Origin of the sequence: Methylosinus sp. (genome assembly GCF_036560965.1) — a bacterium.
In the GTDB taxonomy this organism is placed as follows: Bacteria; Pseudomonadota; Alphaproteobacteria; order Rhizobiales; family Beijerinckiaceae; genus Methylosinus.
This window is the reverse complement of sequence record NZ_DATBQF010000027.1, coordinates 1-3,377: the sequence shown is the minus strand read 5'-3', so window position 1 is coordinate 3,377 and position 3,377 is coordinate 1. Positions and strand designations below refer to the sequence as shown.

The 3,377-nt window shown below is 62.2% G+C and carries 4 protein-coding genes; all 4 read right to left on the bottom strand.

The window, feature by feature from the left end:
- Window positions 1–180: 180 nt before the first annotated feature.
- The 4 genes from VIF40_RS08680 to VIF40_RS08665 all read right to left on the bottom strand — a co-directional run bounded on the left by VIF40_RS08680 (window position 181) and on the right by VIF40_RS08665 (window position 3,122).
- Window positions 181–2,067, bottom strand: coding sequence for a recombinase family protein (locus VIF40_RS08680; RefSeq protein WP_331937124.1), 1,887 nt, complete (start codon window positions 2,065–2,067; stop codon window positions 181–183).
- A gap of 21 nt (window positions 2,068–2,088) precedes the next feature.
- A complete protein-coding gene (locus VIF40_RS08675) occupies window positions 2,089–2,322 on the bottom strand; it encodes a hypothetical protein (protein ID WP_331937123.1) in 234 nt (77 codons plus the stop codon).
- A gap of 150 nt (window positions 2,323–2,472) precedes the next feature.
- Window positions 2,473–2,769, bottom strand: coding sequence for a helix-turn-helix domain-containing protein (locus VIF40_RS08670; protein ID WP_026598234.1), 297 nt, complete (start codon window positions 2,767–2,769; stop codon window positions 2,473–2,475).
- The gene (locus tag VIF40_RS08665; protein ID WP_331937122.1) at window positions 2,766–3,122 is read right to left on the bottom strand and encodes a type II toxin-antitoxin system RelE/ParE family toxin; all 357 of its coding nucleotides are present in this window, start codon (window positions 3,120–3,122) and stop codon (window positions 2,766–2,768) included. Before VIF40_RS08665 ends, VIF40_RS08670 begins: the two co-directional genes overlap by 4 nt.
- Window positions 3,123–3,377: the final 255 nt, after the last annotated feature.

The following is a 3,377-nucleotide window of genomic DNA, read 5'->3' as shown; positions in this document are numbered from 1 at the left end:
CCGCGATCTTGTCGCGCCTCTGGTCGGGCTATGCCCTCCCGACGCCGCGACAAAATCGCGAAAGCCCCGCGTTCAGTAAACCCCGGCAGTGATCCACCTTATTTCCGCGGGGCGCTGTCCAAATAAGCGAGGCCAGCTCTGCCTTCACCAAATGGATACTCGAAAACCTCATCGAGCTCATTAAAATCCACAAAGAGATGAAGTCGCCTCAAGAGCGCTGACGCGACGGTCCTGCGGCCCACGGCGAATGCTTACGAACTGTTCCGCACGTTCGTCGATCAGGTGACGCTCGTGCCGGACGCAGACAAGCTGGCGATCGTAATCCGTGGGGACTTGGCCGCGATGCTTCGATTTGCAGCGGACAAGAAAAACCCCGCCCTGGGCGAGGGCGGGGTTTTTGATAGTTTGCGATCGCGAGAATCGTTGGTTGCGGGGACTCGCTGCGACCGCTGGCATGAATTTCGTTCCCGGTTGGTTTTCATCGGCTTTGATGAAGTCCAGGATGCCGAACAACTCGCCGCGTAGCTCGGCGTGAACCTCGCCACGCTTCTGTCCGGGCGTCAGCACGATTTCGCCGATGAGCGAGCGTAATGCTTCCGCCGCCTGCCTGCCGTCGTCTGTATCATCGAGCGATTCCGTGAAGCGGTCGATGCGAAGCCGATAGGCGTTGGCGATGTTGGGATGCACGTCCGGAATATCGGTCGGAGCCTGCGACAAGCGCGCGACGATGTCCGCCTTCTGCCGTTCGAGGTCTTCCATCCGCGCCTTCATGGTTGGTTGGTACATACCGTCCTCGATCGCCGTCATGATGCCGGCTATCCCCTGTTCGATCTTCTGAAGCGTCCGGCGGTCGACCTCAGCCTGCGCCCGGCGTTCATGATTCAGCCGGTTCATCTCTTCGGCGTAGGCGCGCACAGCCTCCGCAACCGCGTCGGAGGAAACAAGGCGGTCCTTCAGCCCCGCCAGCACCCGCCCCTCGATCTTCTCGCGCGGGATGGTGCGGTTGTTGTCGCACGTCCCGCGACGATGATGGTTGAGGCAGCCGTAGCGGCCGGGAGTCAGGATGCCGATCTTGCCGCCACAACATCCGCAGGTGAGAAGGCCGGAAAGAAGGGAGACGGGTCGGTTGGCCAGATGTAATCTCTTGGCTCGACCTTGCCGCGTGGTCGCCGGATTGGGGCCGAAGATCGCCGAGATTTGCTGCTGTCGATTCCGCGCCGCCTGCCACAGATCGTCGTCCACGACCCTGAGATGCGGCACGTCGGTCCTGATCCACTGATTTTCCGGATTCGGACGCGAGACACGCTTGCCGGTGGCTGGGTCTTTGACGAAACGCTGCCGGTTCCACACCAGCACGCCGGCATAGAGTTCATTGTTGATGATGCCGGAGCCGCGCGAGACGTGGCCCCGAATGCTCGTGTCGCCCCAGGCGCGGCCCAACGGGCCGGGAATCTCCTCCTTGTTCAGTTCGACCGCGATGACCTTCGGGCTCTTGCCGGCGGCGAAGGCGCGGAAGATGCGCCGGACGATCTCCGCCTCTTCCGCGATGATCTCACGATCGCCTCGGATCGGCTCGCCGTTGGCGTCGAGTTTCTTGGCCACGCGATAGCCGTAGCAGAGGCCGCCGCCCGCCTTGCCCTTCTCCACTCGGCCGCGCAGACCGCGATGGGTCTTCATGGCGAGGTCCTTCAGGAACAGGGCGTTCATCGTGCCCTTGAGGCCGACGTGAAGCTCGCTGATCTCGCCCTCGGCGAGGGTGACGGTGGAGACGCCCGCGAAGCGCAGATGCTTGAACAACGTGGCGATATCCGCCTGATCGCGGGAAATCCGGTCCAGCGCCTCGGCCAGCACGGCGTCAAACTGGCCGCGCTGCGCATCCTGCAACAGCGACTGGATGCCGGGCCGCAGGATCATGCTCGAACCCGAGAGAGCGGCGTCGTGATAGGCGCCCGCGATCTTCCATCGCTCGCGCCCGGCATGTTCCCGGCAAAGGCGAAACTGGTCCTCGATCGAGCTTTCGCTCTGGGTGTCGGACGAATAGCGGGCATAGAGCGCGACGCGGGTCATGGACAGTCTCCGTTCCTTCTATTATTCCTCGTCCTCGGCGTTCTGTGCGTTTTTGGGCCTATTGTCGTTCGCGGCGCCGAGCGCCGCGAACTGATCTCGTGCGATCCGTCGTCCGATCAGCCGCGCGATGGTCAGCGCCACCTGCGCCAACTGTCGCCGCGTCTCCCGGTCCGGTTCATCCCGTTTACCGTCCGGGCCTCGATTGTCGTTGGCCGGTATGAGGTCGCCCGGCTCGGATTCCGTGTCATCCGCCATGCCGTCGCTCGCTTTCTTTCCGACGTCAAACGGGCATGAAGCAGCGGCAAGTCGAGCATGAGAAGATGGAAAACCCGTTCGTCGTATGGCGGCGCAAAAATACTCGCGAACGGCGATTCTGGCGTAGGCGCCCAAAACACTCTACACGCATCATACGGCCCGCAAAGCCTTCTGGACGGCCTTGGGCGCGCGCTCGATCACCAGAAGATAGGCTCTGGTCGGTCCTTCCGGCTGTCGCGAGCCTTGTTCCCAATGACGCAGCGTGTTGACGCTGAATCCGAACCGGCCCGCGAACTCTTCCTGCGTCATGTCCAGGCGTGTGCGGATCGCCTTGACGTCGATCTTCTCCGGCACATGGACCCGATAGGCGCTCTCGTCCGCCCTGCCCTCGGCATAGGTCACCGCTTCCTCGAGCCCGCGCCGGATGCTGTCGGCAACCTTGCTCATGGCGTTCTCCTCTTGAATGCCTCGACCAGCAGCGTCGTAAGCTGCCGGAAGTCATTGCGGTCCTGCTGGCTCAAATCGGCCCGCTCATTCTTGGCGAAGGCCGTCAGCGCGAAGAGCGGCATGCCAGCGTCGTGGTGGAAATAGATCACCCGCGCGCCGCCTCGCTTGCCGCTGCCTTCCAATCCCCAGCGCAGCTTCCGCACGCCGCCCGTTCCGGGGATCAGATCGCCGGCCGTCGGATTATAGGCGAGATAATCCACGAGAAGCGCCCGTTCCTCGTCGCTCATGAGCTTGCGGGTCGCCGACAGGAATTCCGGCGTTTCGACGACGCTGATCGGAGCGGTTCGAGCCATGAAGGATGCTACTCCAATGAGTCAGTCAAAGCAACTGGAAAATATGATCCAATGAGTCAGACGTGCGCCACCGAATGTTAGGGTGGGTCAGTTTGAATTCGGCTATGCGCCATAGAACTAAACCGCTCTCGCGGTAGTTTGCGGCCGGCGTTTCGGGCGGGCTGCGGGTAACGGGTGGTCGGCGAACTGTCTGAAGATCGTGGGGTTAGCAACCTCGCTTCAGACAGGAGCAACGCATGACAATGGAGTGCGTCA